Annotated in this window: 23 protein-coding genes and 3 tRNA genes; 12 read left to right on the top strand and 14 right to left on the bottom strand. The window is 69.8% G+C overall.

The window, feature by feature from the left end:
- The first annotated feature begins 32 nt into the window (after positions 1 to 32).
- Positions 33 to 746 (top strand): TetR/AcrR family transcriptional regulator, encoded by a 714-nt coding sequence (locus tag OWR29_RS19135; RefSeq protein WP_267564268.1) that lies wholly within the window; start codon positions 33 to 35, stop codon positions 744 to 746.
- On the opposite strand, the gene OWR29_RS19140 is transcribed toward OWR29_RS19135, so the two are convergent.
- The 5 genes from OWR29_RS19140 to OWR29_RS19160 form a co-directional block, all read right to left on the bottom strand.
- Positions 743 to 1,435: an ArsR/SmtB family transcription factor gene (locus OWR29_RS19140; RefSeq protein WP_267564269.1), complete on the bottom strand. Its 693-nt coding sequence runs from the start codon at positions 1,433 to 1,435 to the stop codon at positions 743 to 745. The two genes, OWR29_RS19135 and OWR29_RS19140, sit on opposite strands and share 4 nt — an antisense overlap.
- 48 nt (positions 1,436 to 1,483) lie before the next feature.
- Positions 1,484 to 1,939 carry an SRPBCC family protein gene (locus tag OWR29_RS19145; protein ID WP_267564270.1) on the bottom strand — a complete coding sequence of 152 codons (456 nt, stop codon included), beginning with the start codon at positions 1,937 to 1,939 and terminating at the stop codon, positions 1,484 to 1,486.
- Positions 1,936 to 2,406: an ArsR/SmtB family transcription factor gene (locus OWR29_RS19150; RefSeq protein ID WP_267564271.1), complete on the bottom strand. Its 471-nt coding sequence runs from the start codon at positions 2,404 to 2,406 to the stop codon at positions 1,936 to 1,938. Before OWR29_RS19150 ends, OWR29_RS19145 begins: the two co-directional genes overlap by 4 nt.
- A gap of 4 nt (positions 2,407 to 2,410) precedes the next feature.
- Positions 2,411 to 2,484: transfer RNA gene (locus tag OWR29_RS19155), tRNA-Arg, on the bottom strand.
- Between the two features lie 4 nt (positions 2,485 to 2,488).
- A tRNA-Met gene (locus OWR29_RS19160) sits at positions 2,489 to 2,560 on the bottom strand.
- Between the two features lie 48 nt (positions 2,561 to 2,608).
- On the opposite strand from OWR29_RS19160, the gene OWR29_RS19165 reads away from it, so the two are divergent.
- Positions 2,609 to 2,995: a VOC family protein gene (locus OWR29_RS19165; protein WP_267564272.1), complete on the top strand. Its 387-nt coding sequence runs from the start codon at positions 2,609 to 2,611 to the stop codon at positions 2,993 to 2,995.
- A gap of 165 nt (positions 2,996 to 3,160) precedes the next feature.
- Here OWR29_RS19165 and OWR29_RS19170 read toward each other — a convergent pair.
- Positions 3,161 to 3,233 (bottom strand) — tRNA-Trp (locus tag OWR29_RS19170).
- Positions 3,234 to 3,522: 289 nt separating this feature from the next.
- On the opposite strand from OWR29_RS19170, the gene OWR29_RS19175 reads away from it, so the two are divergent.
- Positions 3,523 to 4,416 carry an LLM class flavin-dependent oxidoreductase gene (locus OWR29_RS19175; RefSeq protein WP_267564273.1) on the top strand — a complete coding sequence of 298 codons (894 nt, stop codon included), beginning with the start codon at positions 3,523 to 3,525 and terminating at the stop codon, positions 4,414 to 4,416.
- A 503-nt stretch (positions 4,417 to 4,919) separates the two neighbouring features.
- Here the strand turns inward: OWR29_RS19175 and OWR29_RS19180 are convergent.
- The 3 genes from OWR29_RS19180 to OWR29_RS19190 all read right to left on the bottom strand — a co-directional run bounded on the left by OWR29_RS19180 (position 4,920) and on the right by OWR29_RS19190 (position 9,629).
- A complete protein-coding gene (locus tag OWR29_RS19180) occupies positions 4,920 to 5,759 on the bottom strand; it encodes a DUF6745 domain-containing protein (RefSeq protein ID WP_267564274.1) in 840 nt (279 codons plus the stop codon).
- 62 nt (positions 5,760 to 5,821) lie between these two features.
- Complete coding sequence (locus tag OWR29_RS19185) at positions 5,822 to 6,826, bottom strand: TAXI family TRAP transporter solute-binding subunit (protein WP_267564275.1); 1,005 nt, start codon at positions 6,824 to 6,826, stop codon at positions 5,822 to 5,824.
- Between the two features lies 1 nt (position 6,827).
- Positions 6,828 to 9,629: a TRAP transporter permease gene (locus OWR29_RS19190; protein ID WP_267564276.1), complete on the bottom strand. Its 2,802-nt coding sequence runs from the start codon at positions 9,627 to 9,629 to the stop codon at positions 6,828 to 6,830.
- A gap of 123 nt (positions 9,630 to 9,752) precedes the next feature.
- On the opposite strand from OWR29_RS19190, the gene OWR29_RS19195 reads away from it, so the two are divergent.
- Genes OWR29_RS19195 through OWR29_RS19205 form a run of 3 tightly spaced genes read left to right on the top strand, consistent with a single transcriptional unit; the run spans position 9,753 to position 13,690 of the window.
- Positions 9,753 to 10,403 carry a dioxygenase family protein gene (locus OWR29_RS19195; protein WP_267564277.1) on the top strand — a complete coding sequence of 217 codons (651 nt, stop codon included), beginning with the start codon at positions 9,753 to 9,755 and terminating at the stop codon, positions 10,401 to 10,403.
- 14 nt (positions 10,404 to 10,417) lie between these two features.
- The gene (locus OWR29_RS19200) at positions 10,418 to 12,088 is read left to right on the top strand and encodes an AMP-binding protein (protein WP_267564278.1); all 1,671 of its coding nucleotides are present in this window, start codon (positions 10,418 to 10,420) and stop codon (positions 12,086 to 12,088) included.
- A 9-nt stretch (positions 12,089 to 12,097) separates the two neighbouring features.
- Positions 12,098 to 13,690: an ArnT family glycosyltransferase gene (locus OWR29_RS19205; RefSeq protein ID WP_267564279.1), complete on the top strand. Its 1,593-nt coding sequence runs from the start codon at positions 12,098 to 12,100 to the stop codon at positions 13,688 to 13,690.
- On the opposite strand, the gene OWR29_RS19210 is transcribed toward OWR29_RS19205, so the two are convergent.
- Both OWR29_RS19210 and OWR29_RS19215 read right to left on the bottom strand, forming a co-directional pair.
- On the bottom strand, positions 13,678 to 14,304 hold the full coding sequence (locus tag OWR29_RS19210; protein ID WP_267564280.1) for a TMEM175 family protein: 627 nt from the start codon (positions 14,302 to 14,304) through the stop codon (positions 13,678 to 13,680). The genes OWR29_RS19205 and OWR29_RS19210 overlap by 13 nt on opposite strands.
- A 6-nt stretch (positions 14,305 to 14,310) precedes the next feature.
- Complete coding sequence (locus OWR29_RS19215; protein ID WP_267564281.1) at positions 14,311 to 15,918, bottom strand: AMP-binding protein; 1,608 nt, start codon at positions 15,916 to 15,918, stop codon at positions 14,311 to 14,313.
- Positions 15,919 to 15,970: 52 nt separating this feature from the next.
- Between OWR29_RS19215 and OWR29_RS19220 the strand changes: the two genes are divergently transcribed.
- From OWR29_RS19220 to OWR29_RS19230, 3 genes are all read left to right on the top strand, one after another.
- Positions 15,971 to 16,981, top strand: a complete 1,011-nt coding sequence (locus OWR29_RS19220; RefSeq protein ID WP_267564449.1) for a zinc-dependent alcohol dehydrogenase — start codon at positions 15,971 to 15,973, stop codon at positions 16,979 to 16,981.
- 109 nt (positions 16,982 to 17,090) lie between these two features.
- Positions 17,091 to 18,731, top strand: a complete 1,641-nt coding sequence (locus OWR29_RS19225) for a GMC oxidoreductase (protein ID WP_267564282.1) — start codon at positions 17,091 to 17,093, stop codon at positions 18,729 to 18,731.
- 55 nt (positions 18,732 to 18,786) lie between these two features.
- Positions 18,787 to 19,290: a pyridoxamine 5'-phosphate oxidase family protein gene (locus OWR29_RS19230; RefSeq protein WP_267564283.1), complete on the top strand. Its 504-nt coding sequence runs from the start codon at positions 18,787 to 18,789 to the stop codon at positions 19,288 to 19,290.
- 23 nt (positions 19,291 to 19,313) lie between these two features.
- On the opposite strand, the gene OWR29_RS19235 is transcribed toward OWR29_RS19230, so the two are convergent.
- Positions 19,314 to 19,628 (bottom strand): hypothetical protein, encoded by a 315-nt coding sequence (locus OWR29_RS19235; RefSeq protein ID WP_267564284.1) that lies wholly within the window; start codon positions 19,626 to 19,628, stop codon positions 19,314 to 19,316.
- Between the two features lie 98 nt (positions 19,629 to 19,726).
- Between OWR29_RS19235 and OWR29_RS19240 the strand changes: the two genes are divergently transcribed.
- Positions 19,727 to 20,488: a GNAT family N-acetyltransferase gene (locus OWR29_RS19240; protein WP_267564285.1), complete on the top strand. Its 762-nt coding sequence runs from the start codon at positions 19,727 to 19,729 to the stop codon at positions 20,486 to 20,488.
- Between the two features lie 173 nt (positions 20,489 to 20,661).
- Here OWR29_RS19240 and OWR29_RS19245 read toward each other — a convergent pair whose 3' ends face one another.
- On the bottom strand, positions 20,662 to 21,801 hold the full coding sequence (locus tag OWR29_RS19245; RefSeq protein WP_267564286.1) for a glycoside hydrolase family 12 protein: 1,140 nt from the start codon (positions 21,799 to 21,801) through the stop codon (positions 20,662 to 20,664).
- 268 nt (positions 21,802 to 22,069) lie between these two features.
- Between OWR29_RS19245 and OWR29_RS19250 the strand changes: the two genes are divergently transcribed.
- Both OWR29_RS19250 and OWR29_RS19255 read left to right on the top strand, forming a co-directional pair.
- A complete protein-coding gene (locus tag OWR29_RS19250) occupies positions 22,070 to 22,414 on the top strand; it encodes a histone-like nucleoid-structuring protein Lsr2 (RefSeq protein WP_267564288.1) in 345 nt (114 codons plus the stop codon).
- Positions 22,415 to 22,482: 68 nt separating this feature from the next.
- Positions 22,483 to 23,220 carry an SDR family NAD(P)-dependent oxidoreductase gene (locus tag OWR29_RS19255; RefSeq protein WP_267564289.1) on the top strand — a complete coding sequence of 246 codons (738 nt, stop codon included), beginning with the start codon at positions 22,483 to 22,485 and terminating at the stop codon, positions 23,218 to 23,220.
- Positions 23,221 to 23,296: 76 nt separating this feature from the next.
- Here the strand turns inward: OWR29_RS19255 and OWR29_RS19260 are convergent, their stop codons facing one another.
- On the bottom strand, positions 23,297 to 24,340 hold the full coding sequence (locus tag OWR29_RS19260) for an NAD(P)-dependent alcohol dehydrogenase (protein ID WP_267564290.1): 1,044 nt from the start codon (positions 24,338 to 24,340) through the stop codon (positions 23,297 to 23,299).
- Between the last annotated feature and the right edge of the window lie 27 nt (positions 24,341 to 24,367).

Consider the following 24,367-nt stretch of genomic DNA (forward strand, 5'->3'; position numbering starts at 1 on the left):
CGCATGCGAAACACTATACACTGTCAGGAGTTATGGACGACCATCTGAAGCGGCTCTGGCGGCATCGTGGGGCGACCCTGCCCACGCCCCGCCGCGGGCCCAGACAGCAGCTCGACCTGGACGAGATCCTGGCTGTGGCGATTTCGCTCGCCGACGCGTCGGGGCTCGAGGCGGTGTCGACGAGGGCGGTGGCCGCGCGCTTCGACAAGACGGCGATGGCCCTTTACCCGTACGTGGGAACTAAAGAGAACCTGCTCGCCCTGATGCAGGACCAGGCGTCGGCGATGCCGGCTCTTTCCGTGGCGCAGGAAGACTTGGCCGAGGGCCTGTCGGGGTGGGCGACGGCGCTGTACGAGGTGTATCTGGCGCATCCGTGGCTGACCGAGCGGTCGTGGGCGCAGGCCACCCAGGGCCCGAACGAGCAGGACTGGATGGAGGCGCTGCTGGGCGTGTTCGAGCGCTTCGCGGTGCCGCCCGCCTCACGCACGCCGGCCGTGACCATGCTGTACGCGACGGTCCGGGCCACCGCACAGACGGCCGCGGCCTACTCCCGTCTCACCGACGCCGACCTCGAGGCCTGGCAGGCGGGGGCGGCGGCCGTCCCGGACGCTTATCCGCTGACGGCCGCCCTCCCCGCGATCACCCCGAACTGGCAGGACGCGCCACGTGCCGGCCTGCTGGCCGCGGTGAACCTGCTCGCCACAGGCCTCCAAGCCGGCGGCCCACATCTTTCCCGCCGGGATTAGAGGCCGGCGGCGTCCAGGTCGAGGAGTTCGCCGAGCGCCTTTCCGCCGTCCGGCGTGAGGCGGACGGCGCGGCCGGAACCGATGCGCGTGACCCAGTTCCGCGCGAGAAACGTCTCGCACAGCCGCGCCCCGGCCACGCCGGCCAGGTGCTGCCGCCGCTCGGTCCAGTCGAGGCAGCCCCGGGCCAGCGGCCGCCGCCCGCCTGGCAGTTCAGCCCCGGTCGTCGAGGTCAAGAACCGTTTCCCGTACGTCGTGAGAGCGAACCCGCCGTCGACGTCGAGCATCCCCGCCCCCACCATCGCCTCGGTGACCGCCACCCCGAGCCGCCCGGCCAGATGGTCGTAGCAGGTGCGCCCTCGCCGCAGTGCCTCGCTCGCCACCGCCGCCCGCAGGCCTTTCGCCGGCACCGCCCGCGGTTCGAGCCGTGCCGCCAGATCCTCGATGAGCTGCGCGGCCGACTCGTCCGCCAGTTGCACATACCGGTGCCGCCCCTGCCGCCGCTCGACGAGCAACCCACCGCTCACCAGCCGGTGCAGATGCTCGGTGGCGGTGGAGGGCGCGACCCCGGCGTGCCGCGCCAACTCCCCCGCCGTCCAAGCCCGCCCGTCCAGCAACGCCAGGCACATTCCCGCCCGCGTCTCATCAGCCAGCAGCCCGGCAAGCGCAGCGAGTTCCCCGGCGGTGGCCATGCTCCCAGTGTGCGACGCCAACGCTTCGGCGCTCACCGAACCATGCGGTTACGCGTTTTGCTTCTCGCGCTCCAGGTAGGCCTCGATGCGGGCCAGCGCCCCCGGCCACACCTCGCCGATGAAGAAGTCGCGGACCTCGGGGACGGGGAAGCCACTCTGCACGACGGTCATGAGCGTGCCGTCGCCCTTCTGCTCGAACGTGACCTCGACGCGGGTGGTCATCTCTTGCCCGTCCGGCCCGGAGCCGGTCGACTCGGTGACCAGGCGGCGCGGGCGGTCGATCTCGAGGAAGGTCTGCGTCTCGCGGAACAGCATGTCGCGGTTCGGACCCCAGACGGCGGTCTGCTTGCCGCCCACCCGCAGGTCGACCTCGATCTCGACGATCCCCGGCTCCTCGTCGAGGATGCTGAACCAGATCTTCTGCTTCTCGGCGTCGGTGTACGCGTCGAACACCTCTTCCGGCGTGGCCGGCAATTCGCGCGTCATTCGCATGTCCAGCGTCATGTCCCCTGCTCCTTCTCGGTACGGTCGGCAGCGCCGCGTTCTTGGTCGGCCGCGATCGCGCTGCGTTCTTGGTCGGCCGCGATCGCGCTGCGTTCTTGGTCGGCTGCGCCGCGGCGCAGCGTGAAGTAGGCGTCGAGGCCGTCGAGGCGGCGGGCCCAAAGCCTTTGGTAGAAGCTGATCCACTCCATGGCGTCGTCGAGCGGCGCGGGCGCCAGGCGGCACTGCCGGCTGCGGCCCACTTTCTCGGTGACCACCAGACCGGCGTCCTCGAGAACTTGGACGTGTTTTTTCATGCCGGTCAACGTCATGCCGGTCGGTTCGGCGAGCTCGCCGATGGAGGCCGGGCCCTCGCCCAGCCGCACGAGGATGCCGCGCCGCGTCGCGTCGGCGAGCGAGGCGAACACCCGATCCAATCCCTCTTGCTGAACCACATGGTTCACCTTACGAAACTGAACCGAGAAGTTCAATGAGTGCCCCCGGGGAGATTCGAACTCCCGACCTCCGGATTCGTAGACCGGCGCGCTGTCCACCTGCGCTACGGGGGCGTCGTGTCGTCGGGTGGTCTCGAACCACCGGCCTCCGCCTTATGAGGGCGGCGCTCTCCCGCTGAGCTACGACGACGGGTCATACCGGAAGCGGAATGTCCGCAACCGGTTCTAGGGTGCTGGGATGCTGACAAGGACGAAGAACATGTGGTGGGGCATGGCCGTCGAAGCGCCCGACCCCGCGAAGCTGGCCCGGTTCTACTCCGACCTGATCGGCTGGCCCGTGGTGCACGAGGAGCCGGGCACCACCGTCCTGGCCACCACCCCGGACGGGTCGAACTTCGTCGTCTTTCAACAAGCCAACGACTACGTACGGCCGATCTGGCCGCCCGCCGAGGGCAGCCAGCGCCCGATGATGCACTTCGACTTCCAAGTCGGCGACTTGGACTCGGCGGTGGCCGAGGCGCAGCAACTCGGCGCCGAACTGGCCGCCGACCAGCCGCAGGCGCACGTCCGGGTGCTGCTCGACCCGGCCGGCCATCCTTTCTGCCTCGTACGCGATGACGGCTGACTGTTTCCCGTACGCAGTGACGGTTGACGAATCGACCGGAGCGGCGGCCGCACGTTGCCTGGGTAGCGCAAATATGCCCGGACAGCTAGCCCGGCGGTCGTCTCACCCGCCGCAGCCGGCCCGCGCGCGCCGCCGCTCCCGTCTGGAAATGACATTCGAAAAGCACATGGGCGGCAGGATTCGAACCCGCGCCTAACGGATTTGGAAGCCGTCGCTCTACCAGTTGAGCTACGCCCATACGTTGAATTCGCGCCCCGCGGAGAGGCCGACAGCGCCGGAGCCCGGCGAGGTCAGCGCGCGTCGCAGGCGAGCGGCCGGCGCACGCGTCGTCGCATTCGCCGACGCGTTCCCGCGGCACTCACACGGAGGTCGGCGCTCATGGCTTCATGCCATCGCATCTTCGATCCCCCTTCGTGTGGCGCTCTCGCGGACACCCCGAACAGTAGGGCCTGCCCTCCGCGGCGGCAATTGATTTAACGGCCGCCGCCATTGACTTGAAGTTCGGTTGAGGGTGAAGACTCTCCCCTGTGGAGATCGGGGTCATCCTGCCGTCGGTGGCGATTCAGCAGCGGGAACACATCAGCCTGCCCGAGGCGGCTCGGCACGCCGAGGAGCTCGGCCTCGACAGCGTCTGGCACGGCGACCACCTGGCCACCGGCATGCCGTCCCTCGACTGCGCGGTGGCGCTCGCCGCGGCCGCCGCCGGCACCACCCGTATCCGCGTCGGCGCCAGCGTCTTCATCCCGGCCATCCGCCCGCTGGCCTGGGCCGCCAAACAGATCGCGTCGCTGCAACACGTTTCGCAAGGCCGCCTCATCCTCGGCATCGGCTCCGGTGGCGGCGAGGCCCAGTGGGCGGCGGCCGGGGTACCGTTCGGCGACCGCGGCCCGCGCACGGACCACGCACTCGAACTGTTGCCGCGCCTGCTCGATGGACAAGAGGTAGCGCTACCCGACGAGCCAGGCCGGCCGATCGTCCAACTGCTGCCGGCTGTTGCCCGGCCACCGTTCTGGATCGGCAACGCCGCGCTGCGCCGGGCCGCCCGCTACGGCGACGCCTGGTTCCCGTCGCTCATCGCCCCGAGCGTCGTCGCCCAGGGAGCGCAACGCCTGGCCGAATGGGCGGCCGGGCATGGCCGAGCCACCCCGTCCATCACGGTCGGCGCCAGCGGCGCGCTGGGTTCGGCGCCCGGCCTGCCCACCCCGCGCGAACTGGCCGAAAACATAGCCCGCACCTATGGCGCAACACTCGACAACGTGCTGGATCTACCCATCACCGGCCCGGCCGCCGAGGTGGCCGACCGCTTCGCCGCGTACGGAAAAGCCGGCGCCACCCACATAGTGATCGGCCTGACCGGCCCCGGCTGGCGCGACCAATGCGAGGTCCTGGCCGAAAGTCGCGCCCTGCTCGCCCGAAACTGACAGCCGCCGAACAGAGCTCACCGGCCCACGACGCCGCCCGCCGCCACTCGCACGCCGCCCGTCGCCCGCCGCCACTCGCCTGCCGCCTGCCGCCTGCCGCCTGCCGCCTGCCGCCCGTCGCCCGTCGCCCGTCGCCCGTCGCCCGTCGCCCGTCGCCCGTCGCCCGTCGCCCGTCGCCCGTCGCCAAATCCAACCAACCAGTTGCTTGTGACGGCACACCAGTAAACACCGCCGAAATCAGCGCCGCCGCTTCCAACCAACCAGTTGCTTGTGACGACTCAGCAGCGAACCGCACCGGATTCAGCGCCACCCGCTTCCAACCAACTAGTTGCTTGTAACGGCACAGCAGCGAACACCACCGGATCCAGCGCCGCCGCTTCCAACCAACCAGTTGCTTGTAACGGCTCTGCGGTGAGCTCACCGGAGCGGGCGCTCACGACTCAGTGAGCCGGGCCGGACCGCGGCCGGATGACCCGCCACGGGGACGGGCCATCCGGGTGGGATCAGCGGGCCGGCGTCACCGACCAGCCGTCGGCGTATTCGATGTGGACGAGGCGGATCTCTTCGTGCCAGGCATGGGGCACTGGTTCGGTTCGGAGGATTACCGGGCGGTCGACGAGCACGCATCGGTGTTCGCCGGGCCACCACCAACCCGCCGAGCGGGTGAGCGCCGACCATTCGGCGAACTCGCGTTCGCGTCGCAGGTGGGGCTGGACCGTCCGGCGGATGGCGTCGACGTGCGCGAGCCACGCCGCGTCCTGCTGCCCGTACCAGCCGACCGGCACCGGGCCGGCGGCGTGCGCCAGCGCGGATCGGACGGGCAAGTAGATCCCGGCCAGACTTCGGAACAGCGCATTCCGTACGCCCTGAATGAGCATTTCGTGGAACGGCAACCCCGAGTCGAGGGCCTGGCCGGGCGGCAGAACCGGCCACGCCTCACCTTTGCGGCGCTTCATCGGCGTACGGTCCCGGGGTGGCTCGGTGAATTCGGCCTCGAGCGCCGAACGCAACTGGGACAGGCCGGCCGCAATGTCCCCGGCCAGCGGGAAACGGCCGGGTGGCCGCCGGTCGCCCAGCCACGAGCGCAGATCGTCGTGGGTGGGCAGGCCTTCGAGGTACGGGATGGCCGCGCGGGGCGACGGAACGCGGATGAACTCCGGCCGCGGACGGCCGTGACGCGCGTACAGGGAAGCAATTATCTCTTCCGAGACGGTGTGGTCGGCCGGCTTGGTGGAGACGCCCACCTCGAGCCATTCGCGGCGTGTTTCGACCGCCCGATCCCACAATTCTTGACGGAGCGCGGCCTGTCGCCGCGCGGGCGCGATCAAAGCGCGAGGGCGCACGCGCCCTTCCGAGAGAAGGTCATGAGATCAGCTTCTCTCGGAAGAAACGGCCTGTCCAGCGATTATTTGGGTGCGCCGAGATCGTCGAGGGCCTTCACCGAGCCGCGGTGAAGCGGCACCGGGTCGGTCTTGCGGGCCTGGTCGAGGCTGATCTCTTTGGCGGCGGCGTTGGCCTGTTCGAGCTGCGGCTTGCGGTCGAACAGGGTCTTGGTGAGTACGCAGGCGACGTTCGCGTCGAGGTCGTCCTTCACCAGCAGCAGGTTGGGCACGACGATCGTCGGGGTGTCGCCGGCCAGCTTGTACGTTGCGGCCGGGATGCTCCCGGTCTCGTACACCGGATTGATCTTCTGCAGTTCGGGCAGCAGCGGCGTGATGTCGAGGAACTCGACCTGACCGCCGGAGGTCGTGAGCAGGTCGGTGATGCCGGGCGTGGGCAGGCCGCCCGACCAGAAGAGCGCGTCGATCGAGCCCTCCTTCATGCCGTCGACGGTCTTGGTCAGGTCGAGCTTCTGGGCGCTGATGTCCTTGGCCGGGTCGAGGCCGGCCGCCGTGAGCAGGCGGTTGGCGATGACCTCGGTGCCGGACTTGGGTGACCCGGTCGAGACGCGCTTGCCCTTCATGCCGGCCACGTCCTTGATGCCGGCCGCCTTGCGCACAATCACCTGGGTGTAGTTGGTGTGGATCCGGGCCAGCGCGGCGATCGGCTGTTTGCTGTCGAAGCTGCCCGTGCCGTTGATCGCGTCGGCCGCCGTGTCGGCCAGCGAGAACGCGACGCCGTAGCTGCCCGCGACCAGTTGCTGAATGTTCTGGACCGAGGCGCCCGTCTCCGACGCCGTCGCTTTGACGTTGCCGCCGGTGGCGCCAATCTGTTCCGCGTACGCGTTTCCGAGAGCGAAGTAGACGCCGGTCGCATTGCCGGTCGCGATCCCGAGCCGCGTCTCGTTGGCCACAGTGCACGTCACCTCCCCGCCGGCGTCGGTCGAGGCGGCGTCCTGCCGTCCGCCGCAGGCCGCCGACGCCCCGGTGAGGACGAGAGCGATCCCGGCCGCCATAACCATGCGCTTCATATCAACCCCGTTCTTCGGTGTGCGTGGTGTCGAGCCCGCCCTCACTCAGACGCGAAGCGGACGGCGAACCCGGTGCCGGCGAGCCATCGCGCCCCTCACCGGGCAAAGCAGAAGACCGATCGGGTGGCGACTCGCTGAGCGCCTCACGTAGAGCCGGAGGTGGGGCGCCGGCGGAACCGGGCTGCCCCGCCCCCGAACCGGCAGTAGTGGAACCCGCATTTCCCGGACCAGCAGTCGACGGACCAGCGGCACTAGGTGCGGCGGTCCCCAGACGAGCGGCGCTGGGAGCGGCCGCCCCCGGACGAGCGGCGCTGGGAACGGCGGCCGCCGGACCAGCACCCGACGAACCAGCGGCACTCGGAGCGGCGATCCCCGGATCAACAGCCGACGAACCAGCGGCACCAGGAGCGGCGGTCCCGGGATCGGCAGCGGGCGGCGACGAAGAGGCCGAAGCGGCGATGACCGGAGCCGGCTCGGCGGCCAGGAGAACGGCAGGCGACTCGTCACCCGGCGGCTTCCCCGCAGCTGATGGCGTTGCCGCCGGCGCGGATGGCTGGGTCGCGGCCGAAGAGCCGGTGGGCGGCCGACCCGCACCCGAAGGGTCGGTGGGCGCCCGGCCCGCACCTGAAGGGTCGGCGGGCGGCCGGTCCGCGCCCGAAGGGTCGGTGGATGGCCGGTCCGCGCCCGAAGGGTCGGTGGACGGCCGGTCCGCGGCCGAAAGGTCGGTGGGCGGCTGGCCTGCGCCGGAAGGGTCGGTGGGCGAAGTGCCCGCGGCCGTAGGGGCGGTGGGTGGGGCGAGCGGTTGGTCTGAGGTCGCGGCCGGACGACGGCGGCAGTCGACGGCGGCCCAGCCGACGGACACGGTGAGCAGGGCGACGCCGATGGCGATGGTCAGCGGCTCTAGGTAGAGCAGGAGCAGGCCGGCGATCGCGGCCAGCAGGCGGCTTGGGGTGCCGGCCCGGCCGACGCCCAGCACCCAGCCGCCGGTGGCGACCGCCAGTGCGGCCACTCCGACCAGCGCGGCGGCGGTGGCCCACACGATGTCGAGGAAAGGGCCGCGGGCCAGCAGGTAGGAACCGGCCGGGGTCAGCACGAATGCGATGGGCGCCAGGAAGGCGGGCAGCGCATACTTCAGGGCCTGCCACATCGTTGGAATCGTGCGGCCGCCGGTGATTGCGCTTGCGCCGACGGCGGCCAGGGCTGTGGGTGGTGTGACCTCGGAGAGCACTGAGTAGTAGAAGACGAACATGGCCGCGGCGGGCGCGGGCACTCCGAGGGCCAGCAGCGCCGGCCCGATGATGACCCAGCCGATGATGAAGCTGGCCGTGACCGGCACCGCCAGGCCGAGGATGGCCAGCGCGACCGCGGCCAGGATCACCGTCAGCGCCAGCACGGCCGTCGGGTTCGAGGTGACCGCCTGCGCCCCGCGCACCAGCAGCGACGCCAGCTGGGCGCCCAGCCCGGTCTTGGTGGTCGTGGCGGTGATGATGCCGGCGGCGGCGCACACCGCGACCACCGGCAGCACGCTGCGGACGCCGGCGCTGAGCGCGGTGAACACCCGTTGCGGGGTCAGCCAGGACCGCCGGTCGAGGAACGAGAGCGCGAAGGCCAGCAGGGTGGCGTAGACGACGGCCCGGGTCGCGCTCTGGCCCAGCGCCAGCAGCACCACGATCAGCACGAGCGACGAGAAGTGGTAGCCGAACCGGCCCAGCAGCCGCAGGGTGCTGACCGGCGGCGCCTCCAGCCCGCGGACCCGGAAGCGCCGCACGTCGATCTCGACGGCGAGCAGGATGCCCAGGTAGTACAGGACGGTCGGGATCATCGCCCAGCCCAGGACGGTCAGGTACGAGACGTCGAGGTATTCGGCGACGATGAACGCGGCCGCGCCCAGGGTGGGCGGCGACAGGATCGCGCCGACGCCGGCCGCGGCCAGCATGCCGCCCGCCTGTTCGGCCGGGTAGCCCGCGCGGCGCAGCATGGGCCAGGTGACGGCGCCGACGCTGACCGCGGTGGCCGTGCCCGAGCCCGAGACGGTGCCCAGCAGGAAGCCGGCCGCGACCGCCGTACGCCCGGCCGCGCTGCGTGACTTGCGGAACGCCGCCACCGACAGGTCGACGAAGAAGCGGCTGGCGCCGGAGAGGTCGAGCACGGCGCCGTAGATCGTGAACAGCACGATGTACGTGGCCGCGACGTCCAGCGGGGTGCCGTAGAACCCGCTGCCCGAGTTGTAGAGCGCGTCGACGATCTGCGAGAAGTCCAGCCCGGCGTGGGCGATCGGCCAGCTCTGCGGAAGGAGGCCGCCGTAGTACCCGTACGCCAGGAAAGCGAGACAGACGATCGGAAGCGCCAGCCCGGTCGTCCGCCGGCAGGCCTCGACGACCAGCACCAGCAGCACGGCCCCGAAGGCGATGTCGGCCGGTTCGAGCAGGCCTTGACGGTCGAGGAAGCCGTCGTAGCCGCCACCGAGCGGGCTGACCGGGTAGAGGCAGACGACCAGGGCGGCCACCGCGAGCACCCAGTCGAGCACGGTCGGGCGGTTGCGGTTCTCGGTCTTGAAGAGGCGCGAGCGGTAGGCCAGGAAGACCAGCGGGAGCGTGCCGGCCAGGAAGATGATCAGGTAGAACTGGCTGCCCCGGGCGAGCGGGCGGAACACCTGCCACAGCACCAGCAGGGCGACCGCGAACGCGACGACGGCCACCGCCAGCCCGATGCGGCCCTTGAGCTCGCGGGCGGGCAGCTCCTCGTCGTCGTACTGCAGGGCGTCCATGGTGGACAGACGCCCCATGGATCGATCATCGCCCATGAAACGGACAGTACTAGGTTGTGTCGCACTTGGTAACCGCAACCGGCCCGCAACCGGACGATCACCGCGACTGCACCCGGGGAACGGCGTAATGGACCCCTGACCGTCGGCGGAGGGGGCCGTATGACCGTGCAGGTGCAAGCGTTGCCGAAGCAGCGCCTCGAGGGATTTGCCCGCGACTTCGCGCTGCTGCGCCGGCGCCGCATGCTGAGCCTGGATCACGGGGTGACGGTGGCCGCGCTGGCCGGCGGGCGCACCGACGACCTCTCGCGCTCGGGACTCGTACGCCGGGACCTGCGACGCAGCTTCGGCAAGGCGACCGGAGTGGCGCGCGGCGTGCCCCTGACCGTCCGGCTGCGCCTGGTCAGCGCGAACTCGGGCCGCCCGCTGGCCGGTCACGCGCTCTACCTGTGGCACGCCGACCGCGACGGCGCGTACTCGCTGCACTCCCCCGGCCTGGAGGAGCGCAACTACCTGCGCGGCGTCCAGTTCACCGACGAGAGCGGCTGGACCACCTTTTCGACGATCTTCCCCGGCGCCCACGACGGCCGGTGGCCTCACCTGCACGTCGAGGCCGTTCCGGGCGCGACCACCCAGGTGGCCCTGCCCGGGGATGCCTGCGCCACGGCGTACGGCACGCTTGGATACGAACAGAGCGCGACCCACCTCGCCCTGGCCACGCCGGTGACCGAGGACGGCGGCGAGCTGACCATGGCCACCGTCACGGGTGATCTTGGCCGTGGCCTCGTGGCGACCAGGACCATTAGCATCTGAGCGAGGAGGCTCAGATGACCGAGGGCACAGAGGCGTTCCGGGCGGCACGGGATTTCCTGCTGGAACACAGCAGCGACTACGACGGCGCCGTCGAGCAGTTCCGATGGCCGGCCCTCGGCGAGTTCAACTGGGCTCTCGACTGGTTCGACGTGATCGCCGCGGGCAACGACGCGCCCGCGCTCTGGATCGTCGAAGAGGACGGCTCCGAGCAGCGCTTCTCGTTCGCCGAGATGTCCCGGCGGTCGAACCAGGTGGCGAATTGGTTGCGGTCCCAGGGTGTACGGCGTGGTGACCGCATCGTGGTGATGCTGGGCAACCAGGCCGAGTTGTGGGACACGATCCTGGCCGCCATGAAGCTGGGCGCGGTGCTGATCCCGGCCACGCCCCTGCTCGGCCCGGCCGACTCCGCCGAGCGGGTCGCCCGGGGCGGCGCCCGATTCGTGATCGCCACTTCCGCTGCGGCCGACAAGTTCGCGCAGGTGGACGTCGTGCGGATCGCCGTGGGGGCGCCGGTCGACGGCTGGTTGCCACTCACTGACGCGTACGCCGGAAATGTCGCGTTCGAACCGGAGGGCGCCACGCCGGCGACCGACACCCTGCTGCTCTACTTCACCTCGGGCACGACAGCTCGGCCCAAGCTGGTCGAGCACACCCACCAGTCGTACCCGGTCGGGCACCTCTCGACGATGTACTGGATCGGGCTGCGCCCCGGCGACGTACACCTCAACATCTCGTCGCCCGGCTGGGCCAAGCACGCCTGGAGCAACGTCTTCGCCCCCTGGAACGCGCAGGCCTGCGTGTTCATCTACAACTACACGCGCTTCGACCCGGCCCGGCTGATGGCCGAGATGCAGCGCTGCGGGGTCACCAGCTTCTGCGCGCCGCCGACGGTGTGGCGCATGTTGATCCAGTCCGACCTCTCCGCGCTGGCCACGCCGCCGCGGATCGTCGTGGGCGCCGGCGAGCCGCTCAACCCCGAGGTCATCGACCAGGTGAACAAGGCGTGGGGCGTGACCATCCGGGACGGCTTCGGCCAGACCGAGACGACCGTGCAGATCGCCAACACCCCCGGCCGGCCGGTCAAGCCGGGCTCGATGGGCCGCCCGGTCCCTGGCTACACGATCGCGCTGATCGATCCGACCACCGGCCAAGAGGCCGACGAGGGCGAGATCTGTGTCGCGCTCGATCCGCGGCCGACCGGCCTGATGGTCGGCTATCACGGCGACGACGAGCTGACCGCCGAGCGGATGGCCGGCGGCTACTACCACACCGGCGATGTGGCCTCCCGCGACGATGACGGCTACATCACGTACGTGGGCCGCACCGACGACGTGTTCAAGGCCTCCGACTACCGGATCTCGCCGTTCGAGCTGGAGAGCGTGCTGATCGAGCACGAGGCCGTGGTCGAGGCGGCGGTCGTGCCCTCCCCCGATCCGCTGCGCCTCGCGGTGCCCAAGGCGTACGTGGTGCTGGCCGAGGGCTGGGCGGCCGACGCGTCGACGGCCGAGACCCTTTTCGCGTACGCCCGGGAGCACATGCCGCCATACGCGAGGATCCGCCGTCTCGAGTTCGCCGAGCTGCCCAAGACGATCTCGGGCAAGATCCGCCGGGTCGAGCTGCGCGCCGCCGAGGTGGAGAAGCACGCCGACCCGTCCGCCGCGCCGCCGGGAGAATTCGCCGGATAGATTGGCGCGATGCTCCGACGGCGTCTGCTCTACCCGCTGGCTGTGGTGCTGCTGCTGGGGCAGATGGCGTTCGCCATGGTCACCACGGCCGTGCAGCAGTCGCCGACCATCGACGAGCCGGTCTACGTGGCCACGGCCGAGGTCTACCGGCAGCAGCACAGCCTGGTCTACAACCCGGAGCATCCGCCGCTGGCCAAGCTGGTGATGGCGGCCGGGCTGGCCTTCGCCGACCCGGAGCTGGACGCCCCCAACCGGGTGAATCAGAGCTATCTCGGGCGGCATCTGCTCTACGAGAGCGGCAACAACCCGTTCGAGCTGATGCTGGCCGCGCGCCTGCCCATCATCTTGCTCACGCTGCTGTTCGGCCTGGCCGTCCTGTTCTTCGCGCGTGACGTGGCCGGTCCGTGGGCCGGGTTGATCGCCTTGGCCCTGTACGCCTTCTCGCCTGACGTGATCGCGCACGGCGCCTTGGCCACGCTGGACGTGCCCGCGGCCGGCTTCGTGCTGGTCACGTTCTGGATGTTGTGGCGAGCCCGGGACAAGCCACGCCTGTATCTGCCACTGGCCGGGGTGGCGCTGGGCGCGGCCCTGGCCACCCGCATGAACACTCTCGCCGTTGTGCCCGTGGCTCTGCTGCTGGCCCTGCTGGCGCCGGCCGTGTTCCCCGCTTCCGGCAAGTGGCGGCAGCTCGGGGCACGGGTGCTCGGGGCGATCGGCGTCGGGCTGGTCGCCGTGGCCGTGGTGTGGCTGGTCTACCTGGCCGTCGACCCGCGGCTGCGCTGGACCACCCCGGCCACCCTGCCCCACCCCGGCGGGCTCAAGGGCCTGGCCGTCGACCTGCTGCCGTTCCCGCAGGCCTACCGGGACGGCGTGCTGATCCAGTTCGTGTTCGAGTCGCGCACGTTCAACGGGTTCCTGCTGGGCGAGGCCTACCGGGGTTCGCTCTGGTACTACCTGCCGGTCGCGCTGCTGATCAAGACGCCGATCGGCATGATGCTGCTCTGGCTGGCCGGCGTGATCACGCTGCTGGTCAAGAAGTGGATCGCCGCGCTCTACCTGCTGCTGCCGGCCGGCGTGCTGATGCTGGTGGCGATGACCGGCTCGCGCGACTACGGCACCCGCTACGTGATCTTCATGCCGATGCTGCTGGCCGTGGCGGCCGGTGCTGTCGTGCTGATCCGGTGGCGCTGGGCGTGGATCCCGACCGCGGCCCTGATCGCTTTCGTCGGCGTGAGCTCGCTGCTGACCTTCCCGTACTACCTGCCCTACTCGAACGAGGCCTTCGGCGGCACCTCGAACACCCACAACAACCTGCACGACTCCAACGTCGACTGGGGCCAGGACCTGCCTCGGCTGGCCGAGAGATTGCGTACGAAGTATCCGGGCGAGCCGGTCTGGCTGGTGTACAAGGGCGCGGGCGTGCCCGGCTACTACGGCATCGAGGGCCGCAACCCGCTGACCGTGCCGGTCGACCAGGTGCACGGCCTGCTCGTGGTCTCGGACTCGCGGGTGGCCCTGGCCCGCAACCAGCTCGAGCGGCTGCTCGACACGAGCACCCCGATCGACCAGGTCGGCTACTCGATCACCATCTACCGTCGCTGACGACCCACCCGGCGCCGCAGGCCACCGATCACCGCCGGACCGGCGACCCAGATCGCGTACGCCCAATGTCCGATCAGATAGGCGAAGGGCACAGCCACCGCGAAGATCAGGGCCAGTCCGAGCAGCCGCACCTGGATGTCCCGATAGAAGCCCGCCGGCGCCTCCGGACCAGCCAGGTCGTGCCCGCGGATCTGCCGGATCATGAGGAACCGGATCAGCGCCGACAGCACCTGCACGATCCCGTAAAGCGTGAACCCGAACTCGAACGGCGCCTCGCTGACCAGGATCCGCATGGCGAACGGCGTGACCACCACGGTCAGCAGCCAGAGCACGTTGAGCCGCACGAACGCATGCGGCACCCGATCGACGTAGCGCAGGAACGAGTGGTGGTTCATCCACTGCTGCCCGATCACCCAGAAGGTGATCAGGAAGGCCAGGTATTCCTCCCAGTTCCCGCCGAACGACCGCCACACCTCGCCCACGGTCTCGCCCGACGGCACAGGCAGTTCCAACGCCAGCAACGTCATCGCGATCGCAATGACCGCATCCGAGAAGAACTTGAGACGTTCCGCCGAGGCCTTCTCGACCTCGGAAGCGTGAGTCGTTGTGGTCATGCCGGGTCAGGCGTTGCGGATGGCGGCGGCGTCCTGGAGGCCGAGGATGCCGACCGCCTGTTCGCGCATTTCGACCTTGCGGACCTTGCCGGTCACGGTCATCGGGAAGCCGTCGACCACGTGGACGTAGCGCGGCACCTTGTAGTGGGTCAGCTTGCCGGCGCAGAACTCGCGGACGTTGTCGGCCGTCAAGGGCGTCGCATCGGGACGCATGACGATCCAGGCCATCAGCTCTTCGCCGTACTTGGCGTCGGGGACACCGATCACCTGGACGTCGGCGATGTCCGGGTGGGTGTAGAGGAATTCCTCGACCTCGCGCGGATAGACGTTCTCGCCGCCGCGGATCACCAGGTCTTTGATCCGGCCGACGATGTTGACATAGCCCTCGTCGTCCATTGTGGCCAGGTCGCCGGTGTGCATCCAGCGAGCCGGGTCGATCGCCTCGGCCGTCGCCTCGGGCTGGTTCCAGTAGCCCAGCATCACCGAATAGCCGCGGGTGCAGAGCTCGCCCGGCTCGCCGTGCGGCACGGGCCGGCCGGAATCGGGGTCGACCACCTTGGACTCGAGGTGCGGCATGACCCGGCCGACGGTCTCGGTGCGCCGGGCCAGGGTGTCGTCGGGGCGGGTCATGGTCGACACCGGGGACGTCTCGGTCATGCCGTAGCAGATCGCGACCTCGCTCATGTTCATCTCGGCGACGACCCGCTTCATCACCTCGACCGGGCACGGCGAGCCGGCCATGATGCCGGTCCGCAACGTCGACAGGTCGTACTCGGCGAAGTCGGGCAGGCCGAGCTCCGCGATGAACATCGTCGGTACGCCGTACAGCGAGGTGCAGCTTTCGGCGGCCACCGCGGCCAGGGTGGCGGCCGGGTCGAAGCCGGGGGCGGGCAGCACGATGCAGGCGCCGTGCGAGGTGGCGGCCAGGTTGCCCATCACCATGCCGAAGCAGTGGTAGAGCGGCACCGGCAGGCACACTCTGTCCTGCTCGGTGTATTTGATCAGCTCGCCGACGAAGTAGCCGTTGTTCAGGATGTTGTGGTGCGACAGGGTGGCGCCCTTGGGGAAGCCGGTCGTGCCCGACGTGTACTGGATGTTGATCGGGTCGTCGAAGGCCAGCGCCTCTTGAAGATCGAGTTCGCCGCCCTCGCGGAACAAGTCGGTGAAGCCGGCCGTGCCGATGTAGACGACATCGTCGAATCCGATGGACGTCACCATCGCCCGGTAGTCGCTGGTCTTGAACGACTCCGCGCTGATCAGCAGCCGCAGACCCGACTGCTCGACGACGTAGCGCAGCTCGTGCGTGCGGTAGGCCGGGTTGACGTTGACCAGGATCGCGCCGATCTTGGCCGTGGCGTACTGGGTGATCACCCACTCGGCACAGTTGGGGGCCCAGATACCGACCCGGTCGCCCGGCTCGATGCCCTTGGCCAGCAGGCCATGGGCCAGCCGGTTGACGTCGGCGTCCAGCTCGGCGTACGTCCAGCGGCGCCCGGCGGCCACGTCGACCAGCGCCTCGCGGTCGCCGAAGCGGGCCACCGTGCGTTCCAGGTTGGCGCCGATCGTCTCGCCGAGCAGCGGCAGCTCCGACACACCCGAGGCATAGGACAGCATTCCCGCAGCATGACCCTTCGAGCCGCACGAAAGCTAGGGTCTTGTCGTGACCATGCAGCGGGTGATCGTTTCGAAGGACGAGGTTTCGGTGGTGGCGGCCGAGGTGCCGCAGCCGGGGCCGGGTGAGGTGCTGGTGCGCACGGCGGTGGCCGGGGTCTGCGGCTCGGACACGCACGCGCTGGCCGGGCTGCACCCGTTCATCGAGCTGCCCTACGCGCCGGGGCACGAGGTGTGCGGCACGGTCGAGGCGGCCGGGCCGGGCGTGACCGCTGTCGCGGTGGGTCAGCGGGTCACGCTCGAACCCTTCCTGCCCTGCTGGGAGTGCAAGCAGTGCCGGGCCGGGCGGCAGAACATCTGCGAGCGGCTGCGCTTCTTCGGCTGCGCCCACGACCAGGGCGGCATGGCTGAGCTGTTCACGATCGATCAGCGGCGGCTGCACGTCATTCCGGACGCGCTCGACTGGCGGACGGCCGCGTTCATCGAGCCGCTGGGAACGCCCGTCCACGCCGTGGGCCTGGCTGATGGCGTACGGGAAAGGACCGTGGCCATTCTCGGAGCCGGCACCATCGGGATCTTGACCTTGCAGGTGGCGCGGGCCGCCGGGGCCAAGCGCATCGTCATGACCGCCCGGTCGGCCGCCTCGCGGGAAAGGGCGCTGACCTTCGGCGCCGACGCCGCGATCGACGCCACCGCCCCGGATGCCGTCGACCAGGTGCGGGACGCCTTGGGCGAGAGCGCCGACGTGGTCTTCGACTGCGTGGCCGAGCAGTCGACCACCGACCAGGCCCTCGCGCTGGTGATGAAGGGCGGCACGGTGGTGGTGGTCGGGGTACCGCCGGCCGACGTGACCATCCCGCTGCCGCTGATTCAGGACGCCCAGCTGCGCATCCAGGGCAGCGCCACCTATCTGCCGGCCGACTTCGCCGAGGCCATGCGGCTGCTCGAGTCGGGCGCGGTGGACGTCTCGGCCATGGTCACCGCCGTGCATCCGCTGGCCGATGCCGCCGCCGCGTTCGCCGACGCTGCCTCCGGTCGCCATCTCAAGGTCCTCCTCTCGGCGTGAGTTGCGGGCGACTTTAGACCCGGCCGAGGGCCGCCCCGGAGTTATCCACAATTCGCCGTTGTCCACAGGGGGCCTGTCGGTTACCGGCCGGTAATGCCAGAGTGGGGCCATGGCGGAATACGACGTGGTGATCGTGGGCAGCGGCTTCGGCGGCAGCGTGAGCGCGCTGCGTCTGGCCGAGAAGGGTTATCGCGTCGGCGTGCTCGAGGCGGGCCGCCGCTTCACCCCCGACACCCTGCCCAAGACGTCGTGGGATCTGCGCAACTTCCTGTGGGCGCCGAAGCTCGGGCTGCGCGGCATCCAGCGCATCACGCTGCTGAAAGACCTCGTTGTGCTGTCGGCGGCGGGGGTCGGTGGCGGTTCCTTGGTGTACGCGAACACGCTCTACCGCCCGCCGTCGACGTTCTTCGCCGACCGGCACTGGGCCGCCATCACCGACTGGGCGGCCGAGCTGACGCCGTACTACGACCAGGCGTCGCGCATGCTCGGCGTCACCCAGCAGCCCACTATGACCCCGTCCGACCTGGTGATCCGTCAGGTGGCCGACGAGATGGGCGTGGGTCAGACTTTCCGCCGTACGCCGGTCGGGGTCTACTTCGGCGAGGCCGGCCGCACCGTGCCCGATCCGTTCTTTGGCGGGGCCGGCCCGGCGCGAACGGGCTGCACCGAGTGCGGCAACTGCATGATCGGGTGCAAGATCGGCGCCAAGAACAGCCTAGACGTCAACTACCTGCACCTGGCCGAGCGGGCGGGCGCGGTCGTGCACCCCTCGACCGAGGTGTTGTCGGTGCGGCCCAGCCCTGCGGGGTGGCTCGTGTCGTCGACGCGAGGCGAGTTCCTGGCGCACGACGTGATCCTGGCCGCGGGAGCCCTCGGCACGCAGCGGCTGCTGCACACGATGCGGGACACCGGCGTGCTGCCGGGTCTGTCGCCGCGGCTGGGCGCGTTGACCCGCACCAATTCCGAGGCGTTGCTGGGCGCCCAGGCCGGATCGGTGCCGGACGAGCCGTATTCGCGGGGCGTGGCGATCACCTCGTCCTTCCATCCCGACGAGACGACACACATCGAGCCGGTGCGGTACGGGCCGGGCAGCAACGCCATGGGGCTCCTGTCGACGCTGCTGGTCGACGGGGGCGGGCGGGTGCCGAGGCCGGTGCGTTTCCTCGGGCAGGCGCTTCGTCATCCGTACGTCCTGGCTCGCTCGTTGTCGGTGCGGCGCTGGAGCGAACGTACGATCATCGCGCTCGTGATGCAGACGGCCGACAACTCGCTGACCGTGAGCCGCACCCGGCGCGGCCGCCTGACCACCGGTCCCGGTCACGGGGCGCCGAACCCGAGCTGGATCCCGGTCGGCCACGACGCCGTGCGACGCATGGCCAAGCACATCGGCGGCTTCGCCGGGGGCGGGGTGGGCGACATCTTCAACATCCCGATGACGGCCCACATCCTCGGCGGCGCCACGATCGGCGCGTCCCGGTCGGACGGGGTGATCGACCCCTATCACCGGGTGTACGGGTACGAGGGGCTGCACGTGATCGACGGCTCCGCCGTGCCGGCCAACCTGGGCGTCAACCCGTCGCTGACCATCACGGCACTGGCCGAGCGGGCGATCGCCCTGTGGCCCAACAAGGGCGAGACCGACGCCCGCCCGGCCATCGGGCAGCCCTATCGCCGGCTCGCGCCGATCGCCCCGCACTCCCCGGCCGTGCCCGCCCACGCCCCCGCGGCCCTGCGCCTCGAGCGGTCATGAGATCGAAGCCCGGACGGGATCGCGGGACGGCCGGGGCAGTCCTACGCTGGCTCGCATGGCGACACCGGATGAGCCGAACGCTGAGCTGGAATCGCACGCGCGTGAGCTGCTGGACGGAAATCGGTTCCTCACCTTGGCCACGGTCTCCAGCGGCGGGCAGCCGTGGGCTTCCCCGGTCTACTTCTCGTGGGCCGGCGAATGGGAATTCTTCTGGGTCTCCGCGGTCGACTCGGAGCATTCGCTCAACCTGGCCGCCCGGCCGGCGGTCGCCATCACCGTCTTCGACTCCACTGTGCCGCCGTACCACGGGCGGGCCGTCTATGCCGTCGGTGAGGGCCGCGAAGTGCCGGCCGACGAACTCGACGAGCTGCTGGTGCACTATCCGGGGCCGGCCGATCGTGGGGGCAGCCCGTTCCAGCGGGAGAAACTGGTCGGCGACTCGTCGTGGCGGCTCTATCAGGCCGCCGCTTCCGAGCTATGGGTACTGTGCCCGGGCGAGCCGGGCGAGAGCTGCACCCTGCACGACATCATGCGCGACCACCGGGCCCGGGTGCTCTGAATCCCGTTGTCCTGGTTGGCGCGTCAGTCGCCGACGAAGACCAGCTGGCGGTGGTGGGGGCGGCCCGGAGCGGGTAGCAGCAGCTCGGCCAGGGTGATCAGCTGTGCCGTGGTGCCGGCCAGCTCTTCGGTCGCCGCGAGGCTCGTCAGCTCTGTGATGAGCACCTTGGCCTGGCGCGCGTTGAACGTCGTGTCGTCGTACTCGTCGACTCCGGCCAGCAACGGGTATCGCCCGGGATCGGATGCGGCGGCTTCGCGGACTGGCTCTACGTCGTACCCGGCAGCCAGCATCTCCACGACTTCTCCGGAGTACTCGATGACTCGCACGCCGATCCCCACGAGCTGGAGTATGGCAGGTGCGCGGCCTTCATTGCGGTCGCGTCGGGCGGGGCGAATCTCGATGGTCGGCCGGGCGATCGGTCGCCATGATGCGGGGCGTGAGCGATGACTTGCTGGTGGAGCACGCGCGGCGGCTCTGGGCCGGGTTGGCCGGGGCGCCGGTCGAGTTCGGCGCGGATGGCCTGGAGGTAGTTGTCTCGTCTTCGTCTCGGCTTTGTCCGCCGGGATGGGTGGGCATTGTGCGGGTGTCGGAAGGCGTGATCGCCACTGCGCCGGACGAGCGGAGTGCGGATGTTGTGCGGCGGGGTCTCGGCGGATTGGGTGCGGCGGCCCTCACTGACGTGGACGTTGTGCGCGGAAGGCTGCCGGTGGAAGACGTGCTGGGGCCGGCGACGCTTGCCTACTGTGACGCGGACGGGTTTCGGGCGGGCGCGGACGAATGTCGGGCGGCCGCGGACGGGGTTCGGGCGGGCGCGGACGACGGGGTCGAGCGGGTCGCGGTCGGTGAGCTGGGGTCGCTGATCGGGCGGGTCAGCGACGACGAGCGTGGTGAGGCGGGGCTCGAGGACATCGACTCGGCGGCGTTCGTGCTGCGGTCGGCGGGCGAGATCGTGGCGGCGTCCGGATACGAGGTCTGGCCGACGGGCACGGCGCATCTCAGCGTGCTGACGGACCCGCGCCACCGGGGGCGGGGACTGGCCCGGTCGGTCGCGTCGGCGGCCGTGCGGGACGCGTTGCGGGCGGGGCTGGTTCCGCAGTGGCGGGCCCGTCCCGAACCTTCGCGCCGCCTGGCGCGGGCGCTCGGCTTCCGCGAACTCGGCGCCCAGCTCAGCATCCGCCTCCACACCACGCCGAGTTGAACGCGCGGCTCGGTGTTCGGCTTCGTGGGACTCGGCGTGGGCCGGCGTCGCTTGGGAATCGGCGCAATTGAACGGCGCGGGAATCATGAAGATCAACTTGTGGAATGGACGAACCGCCCCGGCACCGGAGAATCGGCGACGAGGCGGCTCGGGATCGGGGTGGTGGCGAACCTCTACGCGGTGGTGCAGGGAGAACCGTTGAGGGTGAAGGCCGTCGGCGCGGACGAGTTGCCGGTGTGGGTGGCCTGGAAACCGAACGACGCGCTGCCGTTGGGCGGGATGGCGCCGTTCCACGCGATGTTGCGGGCGGTCACCGCGCCACTCGAACCGGTCAATGCGGCGTTCCACGAACTCGTGATGGTCTGGCCGGCCGGCAGCGTGAAGCCGAGCGTCCAGCCGTTCAACGCGGTCGATCCGGTATTCGCGACAGTCACATTGGCGGTGTAACCGGTATTCCACGTGTTGGTGGCGTACGTGACGCGGCAACCGGACGTCGCGGGAGGCGGAGTCGTCGGCGGCGGAGTCGTGCCCGGCGGAGGTGTCGTCGGGTTGCCGCCACCGTTAACGGCGGCCGCGAAATTGGTCACGGCAAGACCGGCGCCACCGATCCACGGCTCGAATCCGGCCTGAATACTTGTCAAATACCAACTACTAGTGATGGCTCCGCGATTCTGCGTGTCGCGGATGAAGTCGAGGACGCTGAAGCTCCAGCTCGTGATCGGCGACGGCGCGACATAGGAAATCACCGCGTTGGCGCCGTTGCTGCCGCGCCACACTTCCCACGTACGCCCGCCGATCGTCGCATTGCCGACGACCGAACCGATCGGCTGGATCGAGCCCTGGCGGTTGAACCAGATCATGATCTCTTGCGCGTTGACGCCGTCGGTGCGCGGCGACGGGTCGAGCCAGATGTCGTACGCCGCGTCGTAGGTCGCCCCGGAGACGTACTGGTAGGTGATGCTGCTGGTCGCGGACGAGATGTCGCTGACCCGGATGGGCAGGTTGGTGCCCGGTGAGCAGCGGGTGTAGTGGCAGCCGAGATAGACCGCCGGATAGGACACCGGGGCGCCGCTGGTGTTGCCGACACCCTGCTGGCTGGTAATCGTGAAACCGGTGCCGGTGACGTCGATGCACTGCTGGGCCGAGGTGCCCCAGCGGTTGTTCATCACGACGTAGCGGCCGCCGATCGTGGTCTGGCCGTACTGTTCGCAGATTTCCGCATCGGCCGAGGCCGGGCCGGCGGAGGCGAACGTGGCGACGGCAGCGGTCGCCAGCAGTCCGGCGGCCAGTGCGGCGCGGAGAAGACGTCTCATTCCGAGCTCCTAGAGAGGGGGATCCCGTGGGGACGGGCACGGTGGGAGCGCTCCCACGACACGTTACAGGACATTCACGAGCATGAAAAGAGGTGTCCGGAGCCCACCTGCCCGGGTGTAAGACCGGGCAGAATTGCGACATGCGGAAGGAGGCAATTTGCACTAGGAACTGTCGCGAGACAGAATGCAACCGTATCGACATTCACGGCGAAGCGAGCATGAGCATTGTCGTGGTTCAAATGACATCGCAGCAGGAGCGGGGCACACGATGGCCAAGCAGGTAATAACCCTTCTGACCGACGACATCGACGGTGGCGAGGCCGACCGCACCGTCGAGTTCGGACTCGACGGTGTGAACTACACGATCGACCTCTCCGAGAAGAACGCCGGGAAGTTGCGCAAAGCGCTCGACCCGTTTCTGAATGCGGCCACCCGGGTGGGCCGCACGGCCGTCGTCTCGCCGACCCGTCGCACCGCCCCGGCGAGCACCGGGCGCGCCAGCCGCGATCAGAACCAGGCGATTCGCGAGTGGGCCAACAAGAACGGCTACGAGGTCTCGGAGCGCGGCCGCATCCCGAGCCACATCGTCGAGGCGTACCACAGCAAGCGCTAGTCCGGCCGGAGCAGAATGAGCGGCGTCGCCGATCCTCGGCGGCGCCGCTTTCGCATGGGGAGGAAAGCATGCCGGTCGTCATCGTGACGGGCGCGTCGAGCGGAATCGGTCGCACGACGGCCGAACGGCTCGCTCGCAACGGAACGACGGTGGTTCTGGCCGCCCGTCGCGCCGACAAACTCGAAGCACTAGCCGCGCAATTGCCCGGCGCCGTTGTGGTCCCCACCGACGTACGCGATCAGAGCGCGATCGACAATCTCGTCGAACGGGCCCGGGCGGTCACCGGGCGCATCGACGGCCTCGTCAACAACGCGGGCATCGGCGGCGCCGCCTCGATTCTGGCCCCGGACGAGGCGGTCGAGGGCATGATCCAGGTCAACATGCTGGCCCCGATCCGGCTCATGCGCGCGGTCGTGCCGATCATGCGGGACCAGCGCGGGGGCGCCATCGTCAACATCGGCTCGGTGGCGGGCGAGGTCGGCATCAACGGCGTCTATTCGGCGACCAAGTTCGCCCTGCGGGGCATGACCGATTCCGTACGGCGGGAACTGGCCGGAACGGGAATCGGCATCACCCTTGTCGAGCCCGGCTACATCGCGACGCCGTTCAACAAGCACCGCACCAACCTGCCGGGCCCCGAAATCGTCGCCGCCGTCGAGAAGGCGCTGCGCCGCCCTCGCCGCCGCATAGTCGTACCGGCGAAATACCGCGCCGCCATCGTCGCCGCCCACGTCTTCCCCGGCCTCGCCGACCGCATCTACGCCGGAAAGGCGGCGGGCAAGGCAGAGATCAAGGGCCGGCTCTAGGGTCCGTTCGGCCGATCCCGCGAGCCTGCGCTGAGGCCCAGGCAGCGCCTCGCTCACGTGATCGGCCGGACAGGCCTTAGTCGAGGTCGGACATGTCGAGGACGAAGCGGTAGCGCACGTCGCCCTGGTCGAGGCGGGTCAGGGCCTCGTTGACGCTCGCTGAGGGCAGCAGTTCGATGTCGGCGGTGACGTTGTGCTCCGCGCAGAAGGTCAGCAGCTCGGCCGTGTGCCGGGTGCCGCCCGTACCGGAGGAACTGATGCTCTTGCGGCCGAAGATCAGGTTCATGACGTTGAGCGGGAACTCCCACGGATAGCCCAGCACGCTGAGGGTTCCGTCCAGCGTGAGCAGGCCGAGCAACGCCGGTACGTCGTGCGGGCCCGAGATGGTGTCGAGGATCAGGTCGAACCGGCCGAACGCCTGCTTCATCTGGTCGGCGTCGGTGGTGACGATCAGCCCCGTCGCTCCGAGCTTCCGGGCGTCCTCGGACTTGTCCGGCGTACGGGAAAGGACCGTGACCTCGGCGCCGAGCGCGACCGCCAGCTTGACGCCGAGGTGGCCCAGCCCGCCCAGGCCGGCCACGGCGACGCGACTGCCCGGCCCGATCCCCTTGGCCCGCATCGGCTCCCACATCGTGATGCCGGCGCACATCAGCGGCGCGGCGGCCGCCGGGTCGAGACCGTCGGGCAGCCGGTACGCGAACTTCTCGCGCAACACGTATTCGCGGCTGTAGCCACCCTTGGTCACCGTGCCGTCGACCCGATCGGTGCCCCCGTAGGTGACAGTGGCGCCCTGGTAGCAGAAGTTCTCCTGCCCGACCTGGCACATCGCGCACTCGCTGCACGAGTCCACGATCGTGCCCACGGCGACCTTGTCACCCACCGCGAAGCCGGTCACGTCCGGCCCGGCCGCTGTGACCGTGCCGATGAACTCGTGACCGGGGACCAGCCCCTCGGTCGGCTTGCCGGTCATGCCGTTGAGAGCGTGCAGGTCGCTGTGGCAGACCCCGCAGTAGTCGATCCGCACGACGATGTCGTCGGGTCGCGGGTCACGGCGCTCGATGGAGCCTCGCTGCAGCGTGGTGGCGATGCCGGTGCCCTGCCATCCAGTGGTGGTGCGCATGGTTCCTCCCAGACAAACTATTCGGTC

The organism is Paractinoplanes pyxinae (genome assembly GCF_026626335.1).
In the GTDB taxonomy this organism is placed as follows: domain Bacteria; phylum Actinomycetota; class Actinomycetes; order Mycobacteriales; family Micromonosporaceae; genus Actinoplanes; species Actinoplanes pyxinae.

Coding starts and splice junctions, on each gene's coding strand:
- OWR29_RS19135 (WP_267564268.1), top strand. CDS start 33: ATGGACGACCATCTGAAGCGGCTCTGGCGGCATCGTGGGGCGACCCTG.
- OWR29_RS19140 (WP_267564269.1), bottom strand. CDS start 1,435: ATGGCCACCGCCGGGGAACTCGCTGCGCTTGCCGGGCTGCTGGCTGAT.
- OWR29_RS19145 (WP_267564270.1), bottom strand. CDS start 1,939: ATGACGCTGGACATGCGAATGACGCGCGAATTGCCGGCCACGCCGGAA.
- OWR29_RS19165 (WP_267564272.1), top strand. CDS start 2,609: ATGCTGACAAGGACGAAGAACATGTGGTGGGGCATGGCCGTCGAAGCG.
- OWR29_RS19185 (WP_267564275.1), bottom strand. CDS start 6,826: ATGAAGCGCATGGTTATGGCGGCCGGGATCGCTCTCGTCCTCACCGGG.
- OWR29_RS19190 (WP_267564276.1), bottom strand. CDS start 9,629: ATGGGCGATGATCGATCCATGGGGCGTCTGTCCACCATGGACGCCCTG.
- OWR29_RS19195 (WP_267564277.1), top strand. CDS start 9,753: ATGACCGTGCAGGTGCAAGCGTTGCCGAAGCAGCGCCTCGAGGGATTT.
- OWR29_RS19200 (WP_267564278.1), top strand. CDS start 10,418: ATGACCGAGGGCACAGAGGCGTTCCGGGCGGCACGGGATTTCCTGCTG.
- OWR29_RS19205 (WP_267564279.1), top strand. CDS start 12,098: ATGCTCCGACGGCGTCTGCTCTACCCGCTGGCTGTGGTGCTGCTGCTG.
- OWR29_RS19210 (WP_267564280.1), bottom strand. CDS start 14,304: ATGACCACAACGACTCACGCTTCCGAGGTCGAGAAGGCCTCGGCGGAA.
- OWR29_RS19215 (WP_267564281.1), bottom strand. CDS start 15,918: ATGCTGTCCTATGCCTCGGGTGTGTCGGAGCTGCCGCTGCTCGGCGAG.
- OWR29_RS19220 (WP_267564449.1), top strand. CDS start 15,971: ATGCAGCGGGTGATCGTTTCGAAGGACGAGGTTTCGGTGGTGGCGGCC.
- OWR29_RS19225 (WP_267564282.1), top strand. CDS start 17,091: ATGGCGGAATACGACGTGGTGATCGTGGGCAGCGGCTTCGGCGGCAGC.
- OWR29_RS19230 (WP_267564283.1), top strand. CDS start 18,787: ATGGCGACACCGGATGAGCCGAACGCTGAGCTGGAATCGCACGCGCGT.
- OWR29_RS19245 (WP_267564286.1), bottom strand. CDS start 21,801: ATGAGACGTCTTCTCCGCGCCGCACTGGCCGCCGGACTGCTGGCGACC.
- OWR29_RS19250 (WP_267564288.1), top strand. CDS start 22,070: ATGGCCAAGCAGGTAATAACCCTTCTGACCGACGACATCGACGGTGGC.
- OWR29_RS19255 (WP_267564289.1), top strand. CDS start 22,483: ATGCCGGTCGTCATCGTGACGGGCGCGTCGAGCGGAATCGGTCGCACG.
- OWR29_RS19260 (WP_267564290.1), bottom strand. CDS start 24,340: ATGCGCACCACCACTGGATGGCAGGGCACCGGCATCGCCACCACGCTG.